This window comes from Roseburia sp. OM03-7AC (assembly GCF_003462625.1).
Classification (GTDB): Bacteria; Bacillota; Clostridia; order Lachnospirales; family Lachnospiraceae; genus Roseburia_C; species Roseburia_C amylophila.
In genome coordinates, this window is the sequence record NZ_QTZJ01000004.1 from 46,232 (window position 1) to 67,039 (window position 20,808).

The window sequence follows — 20,808 nt, forward strand, 5'->3', positions numbered from 1 at the left end:
ATCTTTTATACTTGCCATTTTCCCCCGGAAACCTTATACTTTATGGCTGAATGGCAGATTTTTTCTACCTCTTTAAGAAAGGAGTTTTCCCTTATGCATCCAGTTTTATTATTTTACAATTTAGAAAACAGCAAAGGCAGAACATTAAAAATGCTCTGCCTCCGGTTAAAAATAAAAATCCGTATTATCACCAAAGAACAATATAACCAGACTTTAGGTGCCCTCGCAGGGATTGATGGCTTCCCTTTGAAAGAAGAGGTCTATACCGGCGATGGTTTCACCGACGAAATGCTGGTATTCAAAGGCTTTGATAATGCTCTTTTAGACCGTTTCCTGGTGGAATTTAAAAAGCTTCATCTTACCAGAATCGGTCTGAAAGCCGTTCTCACGGAGCACAATATCAACTGGGATTCCATTGCACTTCATGAAGAACTCTTAGCGGAAGATAAGAAAATGCATGAAAATTAATCTTCTCCTGCAATTTCTATGGTGTATGCTGCCTGAAAGCATGCACCCTGTGCTAACGCATGTCCCCATTCCCTTTCTTCCAAACTTCCGTTAAAATGCTCTTTATCGCATCTTCCAAACCAAGGTTCAATGGCTGCATATGGTGCATTCTTCTTCTCTGCTGACCAGAGTCCAAATAACGGAGCTTCCGGGAAATACACATTTTTTCCTTGCCGGTATCCTTAATGTTCCATGTGATTTCCAGTCTGTTGCCATTCATATGATAGATTAATTCCATCTCATAAGTCTTTCCCTGATAATGATAGACTCCGTCTTTTAAACTTCCAACAATCGGAAACAGGTTTGGTGCACTCCGTTTGTAATACTCCGGATTGCTGCACCACATGTACTCAATGTTACTTTTCTTTCCAAGCACAGATTTCAGTTCTGCCCCAAGAGACTCAACTTCCACCTTCATGCTCGCGTTTTCCATGGAATAACGCATATTCTCTCAACCTTTTTTCTCGTATTCTATGATCTGACATCACAGTATCCAGCACCTGATAAAATCGTCTGCTGTGATTTGCTTCTACCAGGTGTGCCAGTTCATGAGCAACAACATATTCTGCGCATTCTAACGGAAGGTCTGCCAGTACTTTATTCAAAGTAATGGATGCCTTTACCTTGCAGCAGCTTCCATAGCGGCTGGTCATGCTGCGGAATCTGACCGTTGGCATAGAAATATGATAAGCCCGAAACAGTTCATACTCCCTCAGCAGTATATCTCTTAAATACTGCTCTTTCTGCCGGTTCCACTCCAGTGCATCCACATCTATCCTCTGCTGATTTGCAAGCTTCTTTTGCATCATGCGGATCCACTCCGCCTTGCTCTGCACAAATGCATCCACTTTCTTTTTGCTCATGCGATAGGGCATCGTTACTGCTACTACGCCATTGGCTTTTACCCGGATGATAATATTCTTTACTTTTTTTGGTGTCAGTTCATATTGTATTGTATTCTCCATTCCATTATTATAGCTTTTTGGTCCCGGCACTGACAAGCCTTTTTCTTGTTTTCCTTTTGCTATTTCTGTCGTATCATTTTATACTGTTACTCCGCCTCTGTCTCCGGGGCAGCCGCTGCTTTTTCCAGGGCATCATCAATGGCGTGAATCAGCACCATGGACGTATACTGGTTATCATCGGAATAGCTGAGATTATCCGTTGACTGATTTTCATATATCTGTTCTTTCAAATTATCCAGTGCCGGCTGCATCAACGGATACATTGCGGTTACAGTTTCATCGAGATTTACCAGCGAAATGGAATTGATTTTATTCTCATCCACCACAACCTCCACATCCACGGTTTTATCATTAAATATGATGGAAGACGTATATACCCCTGCCACATATTTCATGGTCTCCCGGCTCTCCTCATCTTTATCCGGAGAAAACATATAGACCAACAATAATACCAGTAATATTCCAAGTACCGCAAAAATTCCTGTGTAAATCAGTTCCTTCATATGAAGCACTACAATCTTTGTCTTTGCACTCAAGGGAGTCCTCCTGCTTTTCTGCTTATTGTATTTTATGTGAAAACTTTTCTAATATTACACTTGACAAACCCTTTTTCTTATAGTATAGTAAATTTCGTGCTCAGCACAAATGCGATAGTGGCGTAGTTGGTAACGCGCGACCTTGCCAAGGTCGAGACCGCGGGTTCGAGCCCCGTCTATCGCTCTATTTTTTTGGATGCTGTAAGCCTTGATTTATGCGGGTTTACAGCATTTTTCTAATTCTTAAATTCTTGCTTTCTTAACCAGATTTTCGCTATTTTGGGTTAAGAAAATGTCTTTCATTTAATGCCTGTTTTGCAACCGCTAAATTTGTTCCTACATAATAGTTCTTTTCTGCAACCTTTGGTGTGTTTCCAAATATGGTTGATGCTAAAATAATGTTTCCGTTTGTCGCATTTATTACTTCCGTAAGAAGGTTTTTTAGGAAAAGAATACTTTGATAAAATTTTTAACCTTTCTGTCATTTCATGTGCCAATCGTACATCTTCGGGTAAAATTTTATCTTAACAACTAAGGTCTGCTCTGCTGCAATTCCTTTGTAATCACAGCTGTATTTGGAATAACTCATTCCATGACGGCAGGTATATTTTGCTTCATCCAGTGATTTGCCAACCGGCTGCCAGGAAACACTCCAGTAATCTCCGTCTTTTTCATCGCGGATATATACATAATGTCCCGGACGATCCATTGGAACTCCATTCGCCCGGAATCTTGTTACACGATGATACTCCGGTGTCTTGTAAAACATATAGCCCCCGCTGTATGATTTACGACCACACAGGTATCTTTTACGCCAAGGTAGTTTGTCCAGGATGCCGGCAAATCCACCCGGTCAATTACATATTCTCTTTTCTCATTGTCAAAATGTCCGTATTGCCTGTTATATCGGATGCCAAAAAGGGACAGCAATTAAAATCACTGTCCCTTCCATATTTCCATATTTTCGTATATCCTTATGATACTGACTTATAATGCCTTAATTCTCTCTAATGCTGCAACTGAATTCTCATATGTTCCGAATGCTGTCAGTCTGAAGTATCCTTCTCCGCTTGGTCCGAATCCGGATCCCGGTGTTCCTACTACATTGGCATTTTCTAAGAGGTAATCAAAGAAATCCCAGGATGTCATCTGCTCCGGTGTCTTTAACCAGATATATGGTGCATTTACACCACCGAATACTTCGAAGCCTGCTTCTTTCAGACCGCTCTTAATTACGCTTGCATTTTTCATGTAATATGCAACCTGTTCTTTTAACTGTGCTTTTCCAGCTTCGGAATATACTGCTTCACCGGCACGCTGTACGATATAAGGTGCGCCGTTGAATTTGGTGCCGTGACGTCTTGCCCACATATCATGTAAAGATACGCCATTGCATTTCAAATCCTTTGGTACTACAGTATATCCAAGACGTACTCCGGTAAATCCTGCATTCTTTGAAAAGCTCTTAATCTCGATGGCACAGGTCTGTGCTCCTTCACATTCGTAAATGGTATGAGCCACATCTGCTTCTGAAATGTATGCTTCATAAGCACCATCATAGATAATCAGTGCGCCTTCTTTATTGGCATAATCTACCCATTCCTGTAACTGTGCTTTGGTGATGGTTGTTCCTGTCGGGTTATTTGGCAGGCACAGATAAATTACATCCGGTGTCTCCTTCGGGAATTCCGGCACGAAATTATTTTCTCTGGTACATGGCATATAAATTACATTGCTCCACATCTGGGTATCCGGGTTATATGTACCGGTTCTTCCAGCCATAACATTGGAATCCACATATACCGGGTATACCGGGTCACATACAGCAATTCTTACATCCGGTCCGAATAATTCCTGAATATTTCCAGAATCACTCTTTGCTCCATCGGATACGAAAATTTCATCTGCTTCGATTGCACATCCTCTTGCCTGATAATCATTTTTTACAATAGCATTACGCAGGAAATCATATCCCAAATCCGGTGCATATCCATGGAAGGTTGCAGGATCTGCCATCTCATCAACTGCCTTATGTAAAGCCTCAATAATTGCCGGAGCGATTGGCTGGGTAACATCCCCGATTCCAAGACGGATGATGTTCTTATCCGGATTTGCCTGGGTAAATGCATTTACCTTTTTGGCAATGGTACTAAATAAATAGCTTCCTGGTAATTTCTGGTAGTTTTCATTAATCTGATACATAATATCTCCTTTTCTTCTCTCTAAATAATCTACTATATTTAACCTATTTTTCATACTTATGCATGCATAAGGCTCAAAATCATCTGTGCCGTCTCGATGAGTCCGGTTCCATTATCCATACTCCGTTTCTGGATATACCGGTGTGCTTCTTCTTCACTCATGTTATTCCGTACCATCAGAAGTTCTTTGGCATCCTGTAACATGCGTTTTTCCTCTTCGCTCCGTACCTTCGGTTCCATACGCCGTTTCTTACGCATTCTGGTAATAGTATAAGACATGGTCTCTACCGTCTGTATCAGTTCGTGCACCTTAAGCGGCATGGAAAGGCACATAATATCAGCAACTTCGTGCTCATTGCAGATATCCGGCGAAGCAACGAGAAGCATCTGAAATGTAGCAGGAATATATTCATGCAGTTCAGTATACATCATGTCCACAAATCTTGGACTGCAGACCAATATACCTCCATCTAACGAATTCGCATACTGCAATGCCTGAGCCCCTGTTGTGACTGCTGCATCTACATGAAATCCACTGCGCACAAGTATATTTTTTATACTTTTGGCGTTTTCTATCTTAGGGAATGCAACAATAACATTAATCAAGTTCTTATCTCCTGTAGCATTTTCTTACATCAACTAAATCTTATACAGATACTCATCAATCTCCCACTGTGTCACCTGGGCTCTGTAGTCCGCCCACTCAGCCTTCTTGGCTTCTGCATATTTCTCTGTAATATGTGGTCCTAAAACCCCTTTGATATAATCATCGTGTTCGAACTCTTCGATTGCTTCCATTAAATCTCCCGGAAGTGATTCAATACCCTTTTCCACTTTCCTGGAAAGTCTCATTTCAAATACATTTTCTCTTACCTCTTCCGGCGGCATAATCTTATTTTCAATTCCATCTAAGCCTGCTGCAAGGCATACTGCCAATGCCAGATATGGATTGGCTGCCGGATCCGGACATCTTAATTCCACCCTGGTTCCTGCCCCTCTGGATGCCGGAATACGAATCAGCGGACTGCGGTTCGTTGCAGACCATGCAATGTAAATCGGTGCTTCATAGCCCGGAACCAGTCTCTTATAAGAATTTATCAGTGGGTTGGTGATAGCGGACATACCTTTCATATGTTTCATTATTCCGCCAATGAAATAATATGCTTCTTTGCTCAAACCAAGTTCACCGGATGGGTCATCAAATATATTTTTTCCATTCCGGGAAAGTGACATATTAATATGCATGCCGGAACCGTTGATTCCATATTTTGGCTTTGGCATAAAGCTTGCAAATAAGCCATGACGCTTTGCAATGGTCTTAACTGCCAGTTTAAAAGTCATAATCTTATCGGCTGTTGCCAATGCTTCATCATAACGGAAATCAATTTCATGCTGTGCCGGTGCTACTTCATGATGGGATGCCTCGATTTCAAATCCCATATCCTCTAAGGTCAGCACCATATCACGTCTTGCATTTTCACCTAAGTCTACCGGTCCTAAGTCAAAGTATCCTGCTTTCTCATGGGAAATGGTTGTGGGCTGACCATTGTCATCGGTATGGAATAAGAAAAATTCACACTCTGGTCCTACATCAAAGGTATAGCCCATCTTTGCTGCACGCGTAATCTCTTTCCGCAATACGTATCTTGGGTCTCCTTCGAAAGGTGTTCCGTCTGCACAATAAACGTCACAGATAATTCTTGCAACTTTTCCCTGCTGTGGTCTCCATGGGAAAATAGTAAATGTGTCTAAATCCGGGTAGAGATACATATCGGACTCCTCAATCCGGACAAAGCCTTCTATGGATGAACCGTCAAACATACACTGATTATTCAGTGCCTTCTCTAACTGACTTCGTGTGATTGCTACATTTTTTAAGGTTCCAAACATATCCGTAAACTGAAGCCGGATAAATTCCACATCTTCTTCATCTGCCATACGGATAATATCCTGTTTTGTATACTTCATACTGCCGCTCTCCTTTTCCTTATACTTGATTTATATACTGCAGAACCTCTTTATATGCCATTCTGCCGCCAAACAGGTCTAATGCACTGCCTATCGTCACATTAAGCCTGCCTTTTCCATGTTCTTTTAACTGCTTTAAATCTTCAAAACTGCCGACTCCTCCAGCATATGTAATTGGGATTCTGCCCCAGTCTCCTAACATTTCTGCCAGTGGGACTTCAATGCCGGATGCTTTTCCCTCTACATCTACTGCATGTACTAAAAATTCATCCGCATATTCCTTTAATTTATCTAATAACTCCGGCGTGATTTTCTCTTCGGTAAATTTCTGCCAGCGGTCTGTCACTATATAGTAGTCGCCATCTTTTTTCCGGCAGCTCAAATCCAGAACCAGGTGCTCTTTTCCTACTGCTGCAAGAATTTTTTCCAGATTATTATAATTTACTTTTCCATCCTTAAATACATAGGATGTTACAATTACATGACTGGCTCCTGCCTCAATAAATTCTTTCGCATTCTCTGCATGAATGCCGCCGCCAACCTGCATACCGCCCGGATAGGTGTGAAGTGCAAGCAGTGCCTGACGTTTCGTTTCTTTATAATAAGAACTGTCTGCCGGATTCAGCAGAATGATATGTCCGCCACAAATCTTATCTTTTTTATAAAATTCTGCAAAATAAGCGGCATCCTGCTCCGCCACAAAATTCTCTTTTGCCTGATTTCCTTCATCTTTAAGGCTTCCGCCCACAATCTGCTTGACCTTGCCATTATGGATGTCTATGCACGGTCGAAATTCCATCCTTTTTCCCCCTCTGTTTGAAAAAAGGACAACGTTCACCCTTGGTTGACCCCGTTGTCCGTTTAAAAGAATAACATATTTTTATATAAAATGGAATAGTTGTTTTAACAATTGACAGTATATTATTTTTTTGCTAGAATTGAGAAATTAAAGGCTTTATTATATTACACACTTTTTAATAAGAAAGAGAGGAAACGAGAAAATGGGTAAAATTATCGGTGAAGGAATTACATTTGATGATGTTTTGCTGGTTCCTGCATATTCGGAAGTTACTCCTAATATGATTGATCTTACCACTTACCTGACTAAGAAAATCAAATTGAACATTCCAATGATGAGTGCTGGAATGGACACAGTAACTGAACATCGCATGGCAATAGCTATGGCAAGACAGGGTGGTATCGGAATCATCCACAAAAACATGTCTATCGAGGCTCAGGCGGAGGAAGTGGACAAGGTAAAACGTTCCGAAAATGGAGTTATCACAGACCCATTTTTCTTATCCCCAGATCATACATTAGCTGACGCAGAAGATTTAATGCACAACTTCCGCATTTCCGGAGTTCCTATTACAGAAAACGGTAAATTAGTCGGCATCATCACTAATCGTGATTTGAAATTCGAAACAGATTATACAAAGAAAATTAAAGAAAGCATGACGTCCGAAAGTCTTATTACTGCTCCGGAAGGAATCACATTAGACGAAGCGAAAAAAATTCTCGCTAAGGCAAGAAAAGAAAAGCTTCCAATTGTTGATAAAGATTTTCACTTAAAAGGTCTTATCACTATCAAAGATATTGAAAAACAGATTAAATATCCATTATCCGCAAAGGATGACCAGGGCAGACTGCTTTGTGGTGCTGCTGTTGGTATTACTGCTAACATGATGGACCGTATCGATGCACTGGTAAAATCCCATGTCGATGTAATCGTTGTAGATTCCGCACATGGACATTCCTTAAATATCTTAAATGCAGTTAAGAAAATCAAAGCTGCTTATCCTGATCTTCAGGTTATCGCAGGTAACGTAGCAACCGGTGAAGCAACCAGGTCTTTAATTGAAGCTGGTGCTGATGCTGTTAAGGTTGGTATCGGACCTGGTTCTATCTGTACTACCCGTGTGGTTGCAGGTATCGGTGTTCCTCAGATTACTGCTGTCATGGATGCCTTTGCAGTTGCAAAAGAATATGGTATTCCAATCATCGCCGATGGTGGTATCAAGTACTCCGGAGACATGACCAAGGCTTTAGCCGCCGGTGGTAATGTATGTATGATGGGAAGTATGTTCGCAGGATGTGACGAAGCTCCTGGAACCTTCGAATTATATCAGGGAAGAAAATACAAAGTTTACCGTGGTATGGGTTCTCTTGCAGCTATGGAAAATGGAAGCAAAGACCGTTACTTCCAGGAAGGTGCTAAGAAACTTGTTCCGGAAGGTGTTGAAGGACGTGTGGCTTACAAGGGAAGTCTTGAAGATACCGTATTCCAGTTAATCGGTGGTATCCGTTCTGGTATGGGTTACTGCGGATGTCCTACTATTCCAGAATTACAGGAAAGAGGCCGTTTCGTTAAGATTACTGCTGCTTCCTTAAAGGAAAGTCATCCACATGACATTCATATCACAAAAGAAGCACCAAACTACAGTATTGATGACAAATAAGTTTTTCACCAAGAGAAACAATTTTATATGAGTCATCGTGGTACTCATATTATACAAAACAGGATTGAAAACTTTTCATTGAGTTTTCAATCCTGTTTTTTTCATTTAAAAATCTTTATTCAAAACTATCTTGCTGTTTTTGCATTATTACCATTTCCATTGGTTCCGGTTGTTGCATCATCCACAGCATCTTTAATTCCGGTTCCGGCATCATCTACTGCATCATCCACACCATCTACAATATCTTCTGCACCATCTACTACTCCGTCTGTCACATCATTTACCACACCGTCGCCATTATCTCCATTGTTTGTGGTATTGTCACGATTATTCTTGTCATTTGTGTTATTCTTATTGTCTGTGTCATTCTTATTGGTAGTATTGTTACTTCCTGCTCCGTTTTCCGTGGTATTTTCCTCATTTCCATTTCTATTACCACAGGCTGCCATACTGCCAAAGAGGCACACTACCATCATGGTCAACACCAGTTTTCTTAATTTCTTCATGTTCAATATCTCCTTTTTATTGATTTCAAGTTTATTGTTTCCAACCTATCCTTTTCTATGCATCTTCTGTGTGGATTTTCTACTTTCTCATCTTTGGTTCAAATATCAGGGATGCCAGATAGGCAAATACCAATGCAGCAGAGATTCCTACCGCCGTTGCCGTAAATCCACCCATGAAGATTCCGATAAATCCATTGGCATCAACTGCTTCCTTAATTCCCTTAAACAGCGTATTGCCAAAGCCTAACAATGGCACCGATGCTCCCGCCCCTGCAAATTCCACGAAAGGCGGATATACACCGATTGCTCCCAAAACAGCTCCGGAACATACCAATAGCACCATAATCCGTCCCGGCTGCATTTTCGTCTTTTCCATTAAAATCTGGCAGAGGGCACATATCAGGCCTCCTACCCAGAATGCATTCACATAATCCATGTGTTCTTTTCCTTTCTTTCATCATTCTTATCAAAACTATTATTACTTTTTATTATATACCAGGCTTTTGTTACGGCACATACTCAAGCATTACTCCATGGGCAATTCCCGGTACATTTTTCCCTTCGTTATAACTTACTGTGGAAAGCAATGCTCCGGTTGGCACAAATAACACCTTTTTCCATTCCCCTGAAATAATCTTCGGAAGATAATAGGCAGATAAAACAGAAGCACTGCAGCCACAGCCACTTCCGCCAGCATCCGTATCCTGTTCTTTTGCATCAAAAATTTCGATTCCGCAATCTGAATGATTGTTCTCGATGTCATAGCCCTTTTTCTTTAGCAAATCAAATAGGATTTCCTGTCCGACAGTTCCTAAATCCCCTGTTATAATACGGTCATATTCTTCCGGCTTGCTTCCAAAATCCGTAAAATGTGCTGCTATGGTATCTGCTGCTGCCGGAGCCATCGCTGCTCCCATATTTAAGGAATCATGAATTCCATAGTCCACAATTTTTCCGGTGGTGATTCCACTGATTTTTACATGAGTCCGTTGGGTGGACAATACATAGGCACCACTTCCGGTAACCGTCCAGGTAGCCGACATGGGACGCTGATTCCCATATTCCAGCGGAAATCGGAACTGTTTCTCCGCGCTGGCAAAATGACTGGATGTAATCGTCAGGACATTTTCTGCAAATCCTGCCGCCACACACATCGCTCCAAGTGACATGGATTCCCCTGCCGTGGAGCAGGCGCCATACACTCCAAACAACGGAATTTCAAAGTCGAGAAGTCCAAAGGATGTTGCTATGGTCTGACCCAACAGGTCTCCTGCAAAAATATAACGGATTTCTTCCGGCGCAAGCCCAGATTTTCCCAATGCCAGGGTTGCTGCTTCCTTCTGCAAGGTACTTTCTGCTTCCTCCCATGACTCACATCCAAATTTGTCATCATTTCCAATCACATCAAAATACTCTCCCAGTGGTCCTTCTCCTTCTTTCTTTCCGACCACCGATGCCGAATTTAAAATAAAAGGAGTCTTCGCAAAGCGAAGACTCTGTTTTCCCTTTACCTCAGACATGTCATCACTCCTTTTTGTGATTAGCATGTCCAGGTTCCGGCATTTTATGTATTTTTCAGAAATTTTTCATGTTTCTTTTCTTTACTTCTATCTACGGTTATGCTGTAATAAATCCATGGCAGCAATTAATTTCAACATTTTTCAATATTTCCATTGAACTTTTTGAGAAAGGAGAAACTGACATCTATAATAAACTATTATCTCATTATAAGAATCTTACGGAGCAAATCTCTGCCATTCAGGATGAACTTTCCACTCTGCCACCCGGCACTCTTTATTGTACCCACAATGGCAACTATACCAAGTGGTATCATCAACTTCTATCCCAACAGTTTTATATTCCCAAGAAAGAGAAAAATTTTGCTCAAGTCATGGCCCGGAAAAAATATTTAGAACTAAAACTGCAGTCCCTCTCTTTTGAGCGACAGACAATCCGCACCTGTATTGACACCCTTGCCTCACATCCTTCTAAAATTGAAACTCTTTTTCAAGAATCTTCTCCCTATTGTGAATTATTTCACACTGTCCTCCAACCCATTTCCACAGAATTAAATCAATGGATGAATGCTGATTTTGAATACAATATCAAATACCCGGAACAACGGATTCACAAATCTGCTTCCGGTCTGATGGTCCGTTCCAAATCAGAAGCACTGATTGCAACACTGCTCTCACATAACCGTATTCCTTTTCGTTATGAATGTGCACTGTGTTTAGGCGAAACTACCCTGCACCCTGATTTCACGCTTCGTCATCCTAAAACAGGAGCATTTTATTACTGGGAGCATTTTGGTCTGATGGATTTTCCTTCTTATCGAAAGAATGTCTTTTCCAAGCTTCAGCTTTACACCGCACATAACATTATCCCATCCATTCAATTAATTACTACTTATGAAACAAGTGAGCATCCCTTTGATTCTGCTTATGCCGAGCAATTAATTCATTACTATTTTGGGGATTAGCGGGAAGCTGACTTTGTGAATTTGTTTTTCTTCTCCTTTTGGGCAAAACTCTCTTGTTTCTCAACGATTTTGCCCAATTTACCGCGGGACACGGCTCCTCTTCCTTGATAAAATCTTGCTTTTCTACTTCTTTTGGGCAAAACACTCTTATTTCACAATGATTTTGCCCAATCTACCACCGAACACGGCTCCTCTTCCTTGGTGAAGTCTCTCTTTTCTTCTCCTTTTGGGCAAAATTCTCTTGTTTTTGAACGATTTTGCCCAATTTACCTCGCTATCAGCTGATATATCCAGTATATGACCCCAAGTAGCCAGCTTGTAAAGATTCCATAAAGGATTACCGGACCCGCAATGGTAAAAATTTTGCAACCAATCCCAAAGACCTGACCTTCCTTTTTGAATTCGATGGCAGGAGCCGCCACTGAATTGGCAAATCCGGTGATTGGAACGAGGGCTCCTGCCCCGCCAAATTTTGCAATTGATGGATAAATATTAAGACCGGTAAGAATTACGCTCATGAGGACAAGGATCATACTGCACCAGCCGCCGGAAGTATCTTTATCCAGTCCTGCGTTCTGTGCAATATTTAAAATCACCTGGCCAATACAACAAATAATTCCGCCGGTCACAAATGCTTTTAACATTTTCAGGGCAAGATTATGCGTTGGTGTTACCTGCTTTACATATTCGTTATATGCCTGGTTTCTTTCCGCAACATCCTGCTCCTGTACTGTTTTATTCAGATTTTCATTTTTTTGCCGCATATCTTTTTCTGATTCACTTTTTGCCATGCTAAAACCTTCCTAAATAATATAATATTTTTCTCTTAGTATGGCAAAAATTGTTTCTTTTATACATACACCGGCAGCTTCTTACGGATGCCCGGCAGTTCCTTATGAATGTCAGTCAACCAATATACGATTTAAGATTTCATCTTCTCTCACCAGGCGTTTTGCTTCTTCCCGGTATTTTTCTTCGTGAAGGTAAGTGTGACGGAATGGCTTAATAGACGGTGCCAAATCAATTGCCGCAAGGAAATCGCTCTTTTTCATCTGAAGTGTTGCTGCAAAATCAAAAAATCCGGTCTCTTCCAATACGGTCTGTACCCGCACATATCTGTGATTGTGCACCTTGCTCATGATATAGGTTGCAATGCCGACCTGAATACCGTGTAACTGTGGCACTTCCAATAATTTGTCCAGTGCATGCGAAATCAGGTGCTCGCTTCCACTGGTCGGTGCGCTGCTTCCGGCTATTTCATTGGCAATTCCGCTCATGGCTAGAGAATCCACCAGTTCTTTTAAAAACAATTCATCTTTGATGCTCTGATATGGAGTCCGGACAAAACTGTTCACCGCTTTCTTCGCTATCATAACCGCAAAATCATTTACCGTAGAGTAACCACATTTTTCCTCATAAATCCAGTCATATAATGCTGTGATTTTTGAAATCATATCTCCAATACCGGAATAAATAAATTTCTCTGGTGCCGTGCGGATAATCTGCGTATCAACCACAATGCCATAAGCCAGTTTTGCCGGAACCGAAGTTCTCTTGCCATGCACCAAAAGGGAGGCACTGGCACTGGAAAATCCATCACTGGAACTGGAGGTCGGAACGCTGATAAACGGAATGTTTCTTAAAAATGCGGCATATTTTCCAGCATCGATTACTTTTCCGCCACCAATTGAAATGACTGCCTGCGTTTTATTCGGCATGGAAAATGCAAGCGTTATAATATCATCAATATCAACGGTATCCAGTTCGCTATACTCCAATACTGTAATTTCTTCTTTTTTCAGTGATTCCATTACAGTCTCACCAAACATATCAATCAAACCATTTCCAAGGAAAATAACTACCTGCTTTAGACCTTCTCCCTTTAAATAACTTCCCAGTTGATTTAACGTGCCATTTCCGACTTTCAGAATTGCCGGAACTGAAATTGCTTTTCCTGTCTGCATATTTATTTCTCCTCTTTTCTATCTCAACTTCTTAGATTTCTCAAACTTTTGAAATACTCTGACTTTTATTATATGTATTCTATGCCATAATATCAAGCTCGCCCTGCAGAACCTGTCACTGGCAGCTTCTTACGGATTCTTTGCGAAAAAAACGGCAGCCAGAAACCTGACTGCCGAATTATATTCCTTACTGTACCTTGAAGATACTTACTGATGTATCCAGATCCTCTGCATCCATCTGAAGCCGTTTTACCGCATCATTTAATACTTCTACTGCCTGTAACTGTTTCTCTGTACTACGGGCAAGTTCTTCAGATGCAGATTCTGTCTGGTTAGAGGTTGTTGAAATACTTTCGATGGCATTCATGGTATCTTCTTTTGCCTGTTCGATGCCCCCCACACTCTGGGTAATCTTCTCAACATCCTCTGCCAGCTTGCTTACCTGCTGACTGATATTCTTAAATACATCAACGGTATTATTCAATGCTTCTGTCTGGAATGCAACGCTCTCGCCTGCAAGCCCAGCTGTCTCGATGGTAGCTGCCAGACGTTCCTGAATATGATTGATAATCTCACCAATCTGATTACCCGCATTTCCGGACTGTTCTGCCAGTTTACGGATTTCTTCAGAAACTACTGCAAATCCTCTTCCTGCTTCACCGGCTCTCGCCGCCTCAATTGATGCATTTAAGGACAAAAGATTAGTCTGTTCTGCAATCTCATTGATTGTTCCGATGATACTGTTAATTGCAATAGATTCTTTGTTCAGTTCTCTGATTTCCCGGATGATGGTCTCTGTTACTTCCGTTGTACCCTGAACTTTTTCACCAAGGTTTGCTACGATAACCATACCATTTTCAATTGCTTCCTGGGCTTCCTGGGCAATTTCGCTGATTTCATCAGTATTCTCATGTACAACATTGATTCTTTCTGCCAGACCATTCATCTGCTCCAGACAACTTTCCGTATCCTGTGCCTGCTGGGAAATACCACTGTTGATATAATCCACTGCTTCCGTGATATCCTTTGTTACTTCCAATAAAACTTCGGAGTTGGTTCCTACCTGGACTGCCGAATCAGAAACATGACCACTGACATTGGTCATCTTGAGAATCAGATCCTTCATACTGCCAATCATATTGGTAATGCTGGATGACAACACATTAAACTCATCCTTACGCTTCATGCTGATCTGTCCGGTCAAATCTCCATCGGAGGTCTTCTTTAAGACACGGTTAACCTTACGGATTGCTTTGGAAATTCCGCTTGCAAGAACGGAACCTACCACGATTGCAATAACTGCACATATTGCTACGGCAATTAACGTATATCTGAGAATCGCCTGTGCACCTGCCATAATCTCTTTCTGCGGAACCATGGCACATACCAGCATATTCGTACCTTCAATCCTGCTGTATGTAAACAGATAATCTGCGCCCTCATAAGACACTTCTTTAGAACCCTGCAGATTTTCTCCTGCTAATGCTTCCTGATAAAAGTCCGTATCTGTAAATTTTATATCACTATCTCCACTTAACACCTGGCTTCCATCCTCTAATACAAAGCCCTTGATGCTGTTATCACTAATCTGTGCATTGTCTAATATATCCTGGATAAAGCTTGTCTTAACATCAATGATGATATATCCAACAGATTTATTGCTATTATTCTTAAGAACGGTAACAAGAGATAATGCATACTCATCACTGTCATATCCGGTGACTTCATCAATGGCTGGGTGGCTGCTGATCCACATACTTCCCATACCAATCTCAGACTCTACATTCTTTCCTTCTTCCGACTCAACAAACGCATTATATACATCTCCACGGATTGCACCCTCTTCACTGCATGCTGTTCCACTCTTCGCACAAACTATAATGTGATCGATGAATTTGTCTGCAGTAGATTCATTGCTCAATGCAACCTTTGCATCCATCAGCATAGACTCTGACTTTACTTCTGAACCTGTATAATAACTTGTAATTGCAGAATTAATAGAAAGACGTGTTGCCATCAGTTCAATATTCTCAAAACCAAGTCCGAGATACTCTTCCAATGTACCAACACTGGTATTTGCAGAAGCCTCGTATGTACTATTCAAGGTAGTACTGCACTTTGAATAAATCATAAAACCGATGATAACAAACAGGATAACCGGAATCATAAATGCCCCGATTAATTTCACCTGAATGCCACGAAGCCCCATTCCCTTATCCTTCGCAGCCTTTCTACTGTTGCCTGTTTTCTTCGGCTGTGGCTTTCTTTCCGTCTGTTTTGCCGGTCTTTCCTTCTTAATCCGTTCTTTCTTCGGTTTTCTTACCTTTTCTTTCTTTAACTTTTCCTTTTTTGGCTTTACTTTCTTAAGCTTCTCTTTCTTTACTTCCAACTGCTTTCTTTCTTCCCTTTTTTCTACTTTAAGCTGCCGAGTTTCCTGCATTTCTTCTGACTTTTCCTGACGAATTTTCTGCTTTCTTGTCTTCATCCGTATTACCCCGTTTTTCCAATTGTAAGCATATCTTTCTCCCCGCTGTTTCTGTCCGCTCTTTACGTCTTCATTTGCATGGAAACGTTACCATATGATTTGCTTTATTCTAGCATATTTTCGTTTGTTTTTCAACACCGGCTTATTACGAATTCTCGAAATTTACATTACGGCAGACTGTCTTGCGCCGTTTCTTTTTTTCCTCATACAGATATTCATCAGCATGCTTAAACATCTCAATAAAATCAATCTTCTTTTCACAGACAAATTCTACTACTCCAACTGAAATTCCAACATAATACGGTTTCATGGAATGTTCATTGTACTGTTCACATTTCTGGTGAATATTGTAAATGAGCTGTTCCTTCTCTTCCATCTCACTATATCTTACAATGCCTGCAAATTCGTCCCCTCCGAATCTTCCCACATCTCCATACTGTCCAAAGACTTCTTTTACAATTCCTGCTGCTGTCCGAATCGCGCAGTCTCCTTCCGCATGGCCAAAATTATCATTGATTTCCTTTAAATGGTCAAGGTCAGCTATCATAAGACAGGCTTTTTTCCCTAAATTGTCCTGATTAAACCGGACCAGACTCTCCATCAGTCCCCTGCGGTTATAGATTCCGGTCAGTTCATCATAAATTGCAATAAAATTTAATACTTCATTCTTTTCCCGCAGCCGGTCATGATATTTTTTCTGTTTAATATTTGCTTCCAGAAAACGGAGAGATGTTCCAAGCTGCAATGCCAGTATATAATAAAAAGAAATCTCTTCCGGTTCAATCTCAAGCATCAATAGTCCGTACTGCCGCTTTCCATCAATTAATAGAAAGCTGATATAAGAAAAATGATCTTCACCGGAGCTGCAACAATCCGGTACACCAAAGCTTCCATCTATATATGGACGTTCCTTTTTCTCAAATACCTGAATATTTTCCCTGTATTGGCGCATAGTTAAATACATCCTTTGGGGCATCTTCCATTTCTGTCCCTTTTCGTAGGTAACCGGCTGCTCCAACAGATAAAGCAGGGAACTGCGTATACCCAGATGATAAAATACTTCTCCACTTTTCCGGTAGAAAGATTTCTCATTCTCTGCTTCCTGCATCAGGTCCCGGATCAGAAATGGGCCAAGCCACGATTTATGCTGAAAAAGCCTTAATTCATCAATAATATGAAGCAGCTCTGTTTTCTCATCTGCCTTTTCTTTCGCTCTTCGTGTTACTTTGCAGCCACAGGATTCCCGGATTATAAGTTCTGCATCCAACCGGACAGATTCCACCGGTCTGCCTGCACAGATATCTACTGCCTTTTCTACCGCTATCTGCCCCATTTTATAAGCATCCTGGGAGACAGTCGTCAATGGTGGATTACTATAACGCGCCCTCTCCACATCATCAAAACCGGTAATCAAAATGTCTTTTCCTATCCGGAGTCCATGGGCTTTGCATACACGATAACACGCCACTGTCATTTCATCATTAGCTGATATAATTGCTTCGGCATCCGGATTGTCCCTTAGCAGCTGTTCTACAAGATTATCCACGAATTCCGAATAATCTCCCACCGCCATCATTTCCGGCGTCACTGGCAGATGATGTTCTGCCATAACATTTAAAAATGCTGCTTTCCGCTCTATGGCATCCTGATTGTCTTCCGGTCCCCCAAGATAAACCAGATGCTTTAAATGATGTTCTATAATAAGATGCTCCACACATTTTTGCATACCACCATAGTTATCCACCATGACATAGATACCCCGTGGATCATCCGTCGCATCTTCTAACAGTACATATGGTATTCCCGCAAATTTATCCAAAAATGCCTGTTTATCTTCATTTTCCTGAAAAATGCAAAGAGAGCCATATGCAATAATCAATACATCTACTTTTGCTAATTTTGCATAATCATAGACGGTATTATACTGATAATCAAAATCCTCCAGTGCAAATTTCTGGTTGAAACGCACACTCTGCGTTCCCAGAAAATAAATCATATTAACATCCATCCCGCTTGCTGCTGCCCGAATCCCCCTCATCAGGTCCTTCGGATGTGCTGTATGCACATTTCCAATCAATACCCCAATTGTAAATTTCTTCCCCATAACATCGCTTCCTATTCCTGCCACAAACGCTGTTCTGTCTGTCCCTCCTGAAATAATTCACGCATTTGTTCATCTAGTTTATCATCCGGTTCGTAATCTTTTAACATCCGAATCAGATGCTGCTCCCGCACATCATCTGTCAAATAGTCTGCCAGCATCCGGTTGACCTCTTCAATTAACTGCTGTGGTTGTAAAATCTCTGTTGCCATATTTCCGGTCAGTTTGTATGCAAGACCTGCCGCATAATAGAATTCATAGTTTCCCATCATGATAGATGCCTGCAGATTACATTTGATTACAACACTCTGACGTGCAATTGACTGTATCATTTTTTCACTTCTTCCTTACGGATTTTTATATTTTCATTTTATAACATTCCACGAAAAACATCAACCCTAGCCGCATATTGTCCTACAGACTTCTCCTGTAGATTCCCCTATCGTTTAAGGAATTGCCTGCCCTGTGATTCAGGAATCCGACAGCTGTCTTATGAAATAGGAAAGTGCCCCAGCCATTTTTCCAAATGCCATAAATAAAAGAATCACCCACAATCCGGTCTTTACTTTAAGCCGCCGGAATATAACCGGAAAAGTCTTTAATATTTCAGCCAGTGCAACTGCTACACAGCCCACAAAGAAACCGGCACAGATACCGTATACTCCTAAGAAAATATGTCCCAATGGAATTCTCATTGTAAGAAAGACCGACAAAAGATTGCCTCCGATTCCACCCAGCACGATCATATTTTCATATAGATAAATCCTTCCTGCCGTCTTGGATTTACCAATCATCCGCGGGATGATATTAAGCATGATCAGGAATGCAAAGGTTCCACCTGCCACTGCTGCACCGGCAGTCAGTCCAATCAGGCCTAAGAAAATATGTCTAATCCACATCAATGGTCTTACCTCCACGTCCACAGTTGGCAATATAAGTATCATCTACATCTTTCTCATACTTACGCATTTCCACCTGAATCGGTGTCGGGTCATTGGTTATTTTACTGTTGCCAAAGTGATTAAAGAAAATGATAACACCAATCGGCAGACCAATACTGTAGCAGATTTCCAGTTCTGTAATCCCCGATGACTCCTTCCCCATCACCTGATAATAGAGTTTCTGGAAAAGCTCTGTCACTGAAATATCATTATTAAATGCCATAATCGTAAATGCTGCCCCGAAGAAAATCAGGATACATAAAATGCTGGTTTTGATAACCTCTGATGCTTTGCCCGGCTGTAGTTTGGGCTCATATTCTATGACGAAATCCGCTTCTCCTTCATTGGTAATATTTACATTCGGATACTGTGCCTGTATCATTTCAATTATTTTTAATGAAGTCATCACCTGAACATATTCTGTCTTTTTCGCCTTCTGTGGAAAGGAATAAATCTTCATCTGCTTTAGCTGGCGTATCATTGCGGTATCTGTTCCGGTCATCTTTGCAACATCCGACAATCTGACATTGCGGTCTCTGACCACGGAATTCTTTTCGATTTTAATATAAAGACTTGTCTGCTGACTGCTCATGAAAATGGCATCCTTTCTATAAATCTGGTTACAAATGTTCCTTCTCCTTTTGCACTTTTATCACCATTCTCATTCGCATAATAAAGAATGCCTCCTATCACTGCAAGAATCACCAGTGAAAGGAGGCAGATACGATACGTTTTATATTTCATGCCATTCCTCCTTGCTTACTGCATTTTCCGGAATAGTATGTGTTACGATTCGTTTTTTATTCTTTTATTTTGTTTTTAAAGCATCTATCTGAACTTCCTTTCCATGTCCAAAAGCACCCTCCATTTGGCATACTTTTGCTGCAAACTTTGCAGCCTCTTTTATACTCTCTTTGATTGAAACATTATCATCTATACCTTTTTTCTTACGGTCAAGATAACCTACCATAAAAGTTGTAATAAGTGAGTCTCCTGCACCCATAGTATCTATTGCTTTTTCAATCGGATATGCCGGTTGCTCAAAAAACTCATTATTTGCATAAAGCATACAACCTTTTGCGCCTCTGGATGCACACACAATTTTCGGTCCATAAGAGGCTACTTTCTTAAGGTGTTTTTTTACTTCATCATCCGTTCCATCAAAGGAGCAAAATGCATATGTTACTAATGGTGCTATTTTTTCATAATATTCCGGTTCAGAATCATCCGAGAAATCAAAAGATAATGGAAGTTCGGCTGCTTTAATCTTTGGAAGCTGTGACTCCATATAACAGTAATTTCCACTGTGTACCAGATCAAATTCTGCAAGATATTCCAAGTCAAATTCATCCAGATCATAAATATGTCTGCTCCGGACTCCACCTTCATTATAATCTAAGAATACACGGTCACCATCTTCTAAGGTACATCTGGAATAACCATTTTCTCCCTCAATTTTCTTACACTTTACCAGTTCAATCTGTTCTTCCCTCAACGCAGAAATAACATGATCTGCATTTTTATCAGTACCAAAATAGCCCATATAGGCACACCTTTTTGCACCAAACATTTTGGCATACACAGCAAGATTTACACAATTTCCACCTGGATACTGTACATTCTCGTGAGTATAAATATCTACCACGTTATCCCCAAAGCCTACCACACTTACGTCATATTTCATACTGTTTCT

General features: G+C 40.9%; 22 protein-coding genes, 1 tRNA gene and 1 pseudogene. 4 read left to right on the plus strand and 20 right to left on the minus strand.

The window, feature by feature from the left end; genetic code table 11:
• The first annotated feature begins 93 nt into the window (after positions 1-93).
• The gene (locus tag DXB39_RS09765; protein ID WP_158552127.1) at positions 94-468 is read left to right on the plus strand and encodes a DUF3783 domain-containing protein; all 375 of its coding nucleotides are present in this window, start codon (positions 94-96) and stop codon (positions 466-468) included.
• Between the two features lie 52 nt (positions 469-520).
• Here the strand turns inward: DXB39_RS09765 and DXB39_RS09770 are convergent, their stop codons facing one another.
• Genes DXB39_RS09770 through DXB39_RS09780 form a run of 3 tightly spaced genes read right to left on the minus strand, consistent with a single transcriptional unit; the run spans position 521 to position 2,008 of the window.
• On the minus strand, positions 521-925 hold the full coding sequence (locus DXB39_RS09770; RefSeq protein ID WP_158565987.1) for a hypothetical protein: 405 nt from the start codon (positions 923-925) through the stop codon (positions 521-523).
• Entirely contained in the window at positions 909-1,502 is a 594-nt protein-coding gene (locus DXB39_RS09775) for a M48 family metallopeptidase (protein WP_117841816.1), read from the minus strand. Before DXB39_RS09775 ends, DXB39_RS09770 begins: the two co-directional genes overlap by 17 nt.
• A gap of 56 nt (positions 1,503-1,558) precedes the next feature.
• Positions 1,559-2,008: a hypothetical protein gene (locus DXB39_RS09780; protein ID WP_022244363.1), complete on the minus strand. Its 450-nt coding sequence runs from the start codon at positions 2,006-2,008 to the stop codon at positions 1,559-1,561.
• Positions 2,009-2,119: 111 nt separating this feature from the next.
• On the opposite strand from DXB39_RS09780, the gene DXB39_RS09785 reads away from it, so the two are divergent.
• A tRNA-Gly gene (locus DXB39_RS09785) sits at positions 2,120-2,192 on the plus strand.
• A gap of 312 nt (positions 2,193-2,504) precedes the next feature.
• On the opposite strand, the pseudogene DXB39_RS09790 reads toward DXB39_RS09785, so the two are convergent.
• From DXB39_RS09790 to hisA, 5 genes and pseudogenes are all read right to left on the minus strand, one after another.
• A pseudogene (locus DXB39_RS09790) lies at positions 2,505-2,920 on the minus strand (GH36-type glycosyl hydrolase domain-containing protein); the annotation flags it as partial.
• Positions 2,921-2,995: 75 nt separating this feature from the next.
• Positions 2,996-4,210 (minus strand): LL-diaminopimelate aminotransferase, encoded by a 1,215-nt coding sequence (locus DXB39_RS09795; RefSeq protein ID WP_117841815.1) that lies wholly within the window; start codon positions 4,208-4,210, stop codon positions 2,996-2,998.
• Positions 4,211-4,266: 56 nt separating this feature from the next.
• Entirely contained in the window at positions 4,267-4,815 is a 549-nt protein-coding gene (locus DXB39_RS09800; RefSeq protein ID WP_117698948.1) for an ANTAR domain-containing response regulator, read from the minus strand.
• A gap of 33 nt (positions 4,816-4,848) precedes the next feature.
• Positions 4,849-6,177: a type I glutamate--ammonia ligase gene (gene glnA, locus DXB39_RS09805; RefSeq protein WP_117841814.1), complete on the minus strand. Its 1,329-nt coding sequence runs from the start codon at positions 6,175-6,177 to the stop codon at positions 4,849-4,851.
• Between the two features lie 19 nt (positions 6,178-6,196).
• The gene (hisA, locus tag DXB39_RS09810) at positions 6,197-6,976 is read right to left on the minus strand and encodes a phosphoribosylformimino-5-aminoimidazole carboxamide ribotide isomerase (protein ID WP_117841813.1); all 780 of its coding nucleotides are present in this window, start codon (positions 6,974-6,976) and stop codon (positions 6,197-6,199) included.
• A 202-nt stretch (positions 6,977-7,178) separates the two neighbouring features.
• Between hisA and guaB the strand changes: the two genes are divergently transcribed.
• Complete coding sequence (guaB, locus tag DXB39_RS09815) at positions 7,179-8,636, plus strand: IMP dehydrogenase (RefSeq protein WP_117841812.1); 1,458 nt, start codon at positions 7,179-7,181, stop codon at positions 8,634-8,636.
• A gap of 125 nt (positions 8,637-8,761) precedes the next feature.
• Here guaB and DXB39_RS09820 read toward each other — a convergent pair whose 3' ends face one another.
• From DXB39_RS09820 to spoVAD, 3 genes are all read right to left on the minus strand, one after another.
• Positions 8,762-9,142, minus strand: a complete 381-nt coding sequence (locus DXB39_RS09820) for a hypothetical protein (RefSeq protein ID WP_197420834.1) — start codon at positions 9,140-9,142, stop codon at positions 8,762-8,764.
• A 79-nt stretch (positions 9,143-9,221) separates the two neighbouring features.
• On the minus strand, positions 9,222-9,578 hold the full coding sequence (gene spoVAE, locus DXB39_RS09825) for a stage V sporulation protein AE (RefSeq protein WP_117841811.1): 357 nt from the start codon (positions 9,576-9,578) through the stop codon (positions 9,222-9,224).
• Between the two features lie 70 nt (positions 9,579-9,648).
• Positions 9,649-10,662 (minus strand): stage V sporulation protein AD, encoded by a 1,014-nt coding sequence (spoVAD, locus tag DXB39_RS09830; protein ID WP_117841810.1) that lies wholly within the window; start codon positions 10,660-10,662, stop codon positions 9,649-9,651.
• 68 nt (positions 10,663-10,730) lie between these two features.
• Between spoVAD and DXB39_RS09835 the strand changes: the two genes are divergently transcribed.
• On the plus strand, positions 10,731-11,624 hold the full coding sequence (locus DXB39_RS09835) for a hypothetical protein (protein WP_022244353.1): 894 nt from the start codon (positions 10,731-10,733) through the stop codon (positions 11,622-11,624).
• Between the two features lie 266 nt (positions 11,625-11,890).
• Here DXB39_RS09835 and DXB39_RS09840 read toward each other — a convergent pair whose 3' ends face one another.
• From DXB39_RS09840 to DXB39_RS09875, 9 genes are all read right to left on the minus strand, one after another.
• Positions 11,891-12,415: a SpoVA/SpoVAEb family sporulation membrane protein gene (locus DXB39_RS09840; RefSeq protein WP_117841809.1), complete on the minus strand. Its 525-nt coding sequence runs from the start codon at positions 12,413-12,415 to the stop codon at positions 11,891-11,893.
• A gap of 111 nt (positions 12,416-12,526) precedes the next feature.
• Positions 12,527-13,588 (minus strand): iron-containing alcohol dehydrogenase family protein, encoded by a 1,062-nt coding sequence (locus DXB39_RS09845; protein WP_117841808.1) that lies wholly within the window; start codon positions 13,586-13,588, stop codon positions 12,527-12,529.
• Between the two features lie 187 nt (positions 13,589-13,775).
• Positions 13,776-16,073 (minus strand): methyl-accepting chemotaxis protein, encoded by a 2,298-nt coding sequence (locus tag DXB39_RS09850; RefSeq protein WP_117841807.1) that lies wholly within the window; start codon positions 16,071-16,073, stop codon positions 13,776-13,778.
• Between the two features lie 145 nt (positions 16,074-16,218).
• Positions 16,219-18,177: a GGDEF domain-containing protein gene (locus DXB39_RS09855; protein WP_117901608.1), complete on the minus strand. Its 1,959-nt coding sequence runs from the start codon at positions 18,175-18,177 to the stop codon at positions 16,219-16,221.
• An 11-nt stretch (positions 18,178-18,188) separates the two neighbouring features.
• Positions 18,189-18,506, minus strand: a complete 318-nt coding sequence (locus tag DXB39_RS09860) for a DUF3837 domain-containing protein (protein ID WP_117698956.1) — start codon at positions 18,504-18,506, stop codon at positions 18,189-18,191.
• Positions 18,507-18,644: 138 nt separating this feature from the next.
• Complete coding sequence (locus DXB39_RS09865) at positions 18,645-19,073, minus strand: stage V sporulation protein AB (protein ID WP_117841805.1); 429 nt, start codon at positions 19,071-19,073, stop codon at positions 18,645-18,647.
• Positions 19,063-19,707 carry a stage V sporulation protein AA gene (locus tag DXB39_RS09870; RefSeq protein ID WP_117698958.1) on the minus strand — a complete coding sequence of 215 codons (645 nt, stop codon included), beginning with the start codon at positions 19,705-19,707 and terminating at the stop codon, positions 19,063-19,065. The genes DXB39_RS09865 and DXB39_RS09870 overlap by 11 nt, the downstream gene beginning before the upstream one ends.
• Positions 19,704-19,859, minus strand: a complete 156-nt coding sequence (locus DXB39_RS14780) for a hypothetical protein (RefSeq protein WP_156454679.1) — start codon at positions 19,857-19,859, stop codon at positions 19,704-19,706. The genes DXB39_RS09870 and DXB39_RS14780 overlap by 4 nt, the downstream gene beginning before the upstream one ends.
• A 64-nt stretch (positions 19,860-19,923) precedes the next feature.
• Positions 19,924-20,799 carry a PfkB family carbohydrate kinase gene (locus tag DXB39_RS09875; RefSeq protein WP_117698959.1) on the minus strand — a complete coding sequence of 292 codons (876 nt, stop codon included), beginning with the start codon at positions 20,797-20,799 and terminating at the stop codon, positions 19,924-19,926.
• Between the last annotated feature and the right edge of the window lie 9 nt (positions 20,800-20,808).

Coding starts and splice junctions, on each gene's coding strand:
- glnA (WP_117841814.1), bottom strand. CDS start 6,177: ATGAAGTATACAAAACAGGATATTATCCGTATGGCAGATGAAGAAGAT.
- spoVAE (WP_117841811.1), bottom strand. CDS start 9,578: ATGGATTATGTGAATGCATTCTGGGTAGGAGGCCTGATATGTGCCCTC.
- DXB39_RS09875 (WP_117698959.1), bottom strand. CDS start 20,799: ATGAAATATGACGTAAGTGTGGTAGGCTTTGGGGATAACGTGGTAGAT.
- DXB39_RS09820 (WP_197420834.1), bottom strand. CDS start 9,142: ATGAAGAAATTAAGAAAACTGGTGTTGACCATGATGGTAGTGTGCCTC.
- guaB (WP_117841812.1), top strand. CDS start 7,179: ATGGGTAAAATTATCGGTGAAGGAATTACATTTGATGATGTTTTGCTG.
- DXB39_RS09835 (WP_022244353.1), top strand. CDS start 10,731: ATGTTTCTTTTCTTTACTTCTATCTACGGTTATGCTGTAATAAATCCA.
- DXB39_RS09860 (WP_117698956.1), bottom strand. CDS start 18,506: ATGATACAGTCAATTGCACGTCAGAGTGTTGTAATCAAATGTAATCTG.
- DXB39_RS09845 (WP_117841808.1), bottom strand. CDS start 13,588: ATGCAGACAGGAAAAGCAATTTCAGTTCCGGCAATTCTGAAAGTCGGA.
- DXB39_RS09865 (WP_117841805.1), bottom strand. CDS start 19,073: ATGTGGATTAGACATATTTTCTTAGGCCTGATTGGACTGACTGCCGGT.
- DXB39_RS09840 (WP_117841809.1), bottom strand. CDS start 12,415: ATGGCAAAAAGTGAATCAGAAAAAGATATGCGGCAAAAAAATGAAAAT.
- DXB39_RS09765 (WP_158552127.1), top strand. CDS start 94: ATGCATCCAGTTTTATTATTTTACAATTTAGAAAACAGCAAAGGCAGA.
- spoVAD (WP_117841810.1), bottom strand. CDS start 10,662: ATGTCTGAGGTAAAGGGAAAACAGAGTCTTCGCTTTGCGAAGACTCCT.
- DXB39_RS09770 (WP_158565987.1), bottom strand. CDS start 925: ATGAAGGTGGAAGTTGAGTCTCTTGGGGCAGAACTGAAATCTGTGCTT.
- DXB39_RS09870 (WP_117698958.1), bottom strand. CDS start 19,707: ATGAGCAGTCAGCAGACAAGTCTTTATATTAAAATCGAAAAGAATTCC.
- hisA (WP_117841813.1), bottom strand. CDS start 6,976: ATGGAATTTCGACCGTGCATAGACATCCATAATGGCAAGGTCAAGCAG.
- DXB39_RS09855 (WP_117901608.1), bottom strand. CDS start 18,177: ATGGGGAAGAAATTTACAATTGGGGTATTGATTGGAAATGTGCATACA.
- DXB39_RS14780 (WP_156454679.1), bottom strand. CDS start 19,859: ATGAAATATAAAACGTATCGTATCTGCCTCCTTTCACTGGTGATTCTT.
- DXB39_RS09795 (WP_117841815.1), bottom strand. CDS start 4,210: ATGTATCAGATTAATGAAAACTACCAGAAATTACCAGGAAGCTATTTA.
- DXB39_RS09850 (WP_117841807.1), bottom strand. CDS start 16,073: ATGAAGACAAGAAAGCAGAAAATTCGTCAGGAAAAGTCAGAAGAAATG.